We start from the raw sequence: 1,507 nt of genomic DNA, 5'->3' as shown, positions 1-1,507 counted from the left end.
GGCGGGGTTGTCGCCGAAGGGGCGAACGCATCGGCTGACGCGATGAAGAAGCGCGTGGTCACCGCCAGCGTCGCCGGCATCGTCCTTGGCGCGACGGTCACGCGAAGGTCGTACTGTTCGAATGGCGGTGAAGGGACATTCACCGGCCGGTGCGGCGCGTCGTCTTCGCCGGAGACGGCAATCCATCCGAGCGGTGCTCGTGCCGTCTCCTGCTTCGCGACGGGACCTCGCAGGGCCCAGGCGACGGAGAAGGCGCGGTCCAGCGCGGCGCTCACCGCGACGGCGACATCCTCGGGGGACGCCTGCACGTGTTCCGTATTGGCGAGCCGCTCGCTGGTAAGGGCCAGGAGCGTCGCGTGGCTGACCGTTGCGCGCTGGAACTCGGCATAGGCCACTCGGCCCGTCACCGAGAGGTCGGCCAGTGCGTTTCCCAGCTCGGGTCCGAGCAGGTAATGGGCGACAGCCGAACGCGTGAGGATTTCGGTGGGATTCTTCGTGCTGGCCGCGTCGCGCAGGAGCTGAACCAGCCGGGACTCGGTGTTGCTTTCGACCAGGGCCGACGGAGGTTCGATGAAGCCTGGCGTCGGCGCCAACTGCATGCAGGGATTGTTGCCCTCGTCAGGCGGTTGGACCGCCGGGGTCTCCCTCATGAAGCGCCTCCGCATCCCCGGGACGTCGATGGATGCTTTCTGAGCGCAAGGTCTCACCGGCCCCGGGCCACAAGTAGTGGCCCGGGGGGAGGCGTGGTGTCAGGACTTCAGCAGGGGTTCAGCCCTTCACGACGCCGTCGTAGACGTGAGGCCATCCCCCTTGAAGTCCCCTGCCACGAGGAGCTCCCGGGCCCTGCTGGAGTCGGCGCCAAGGCTGTACTGCTCGGGCTTCACCGAGAGCGTACCGTGTGCACTCCGGGCCCGAGCGCTGTACGAAAGGATCGGTCAGCCCCGGCGCAACCTGTAATGTGCGGGGCCCCGCCGCTCCTGGCGGTTGCCCTCCGCGCACCTCGTCCATGCCCGCTTCGCGAAGCACCGCTTCCGTCTCCCAAGCCACGTCGCGCCCGGTGCCCTGGTGGTGGACGGCCGCGTGCGTGGGCCTTGTGCTGGCTCCCTTCGTCTTCGCGCTGTATGCGGTGCAGACCCAGCTCCGCGCCGTCGAATATGACGACTCGTTCGCCTATGTCTGGCGCGGGCCCCTCAACCGGGGCTTCCTCACCAACCGTTCTCTCACCCAGCGCGTCCTCTTCTGGCTGTGCGGCAACCACCCGCGAGGCATTGCCCGGCTGCAGCTCGTGGCGCTGGCGGGGACCGCGCTCACCCTGTTCGGGTTGCTGTCACCGGCCACGAGGACGGGCCGTGCGCTGGGGGCGCTCGCGCTGGCGCTCTTCTTCAGCTCCTACGGGTTGAGCGTGGCCGTGGTCGCCCTCGTCGCGGAGCCGCTGCATCTGGCCCTGCTGCTCGTCCTGCCGGCCCTGCTCTTTGTCGGGCAGGGGAGGGGACGGGCGGGCGCCCTC

General features: G+C 69.2%; 2 protein-coding genes. One reads left to right on the top strand and one right to left on the bottom strand.

The window, feature by feature from the left end; all coding sequences use genetic code 11:
- On the bottom strand, positions 1 to 650 hold a 650-nt coding region (locus D7X74_RS41885), incomplete at its 3' end, for a hypothetical protein (protein ID WP_147446912.1).
- Between the two features lie 434 nt (positions 651 to 1,084).
- Here D7X74_RS41885 and D7X74_RS41880 point away from each other — a divergent pair.
- Positions 1,085 to 1,507 (top strand): hypothetical protein (locus D7X74_RS41880; RefSeq protein WP_147446911.1); only part of this gene is annotated, 423 nt, incomplete at its 3' end.

It is taken from the genome of Corallococcus sp. CA047B (assembly GCF_003612065.1).
Lineage (GTDB): Bacteria > Myxococcota > Myxococcia > Myxococcales > Myxococcaceae > Corallococcus > Corallococcus praedator.
This window is presented reverse-complemented; position numbering and strand designations above follow the sequence as displayed.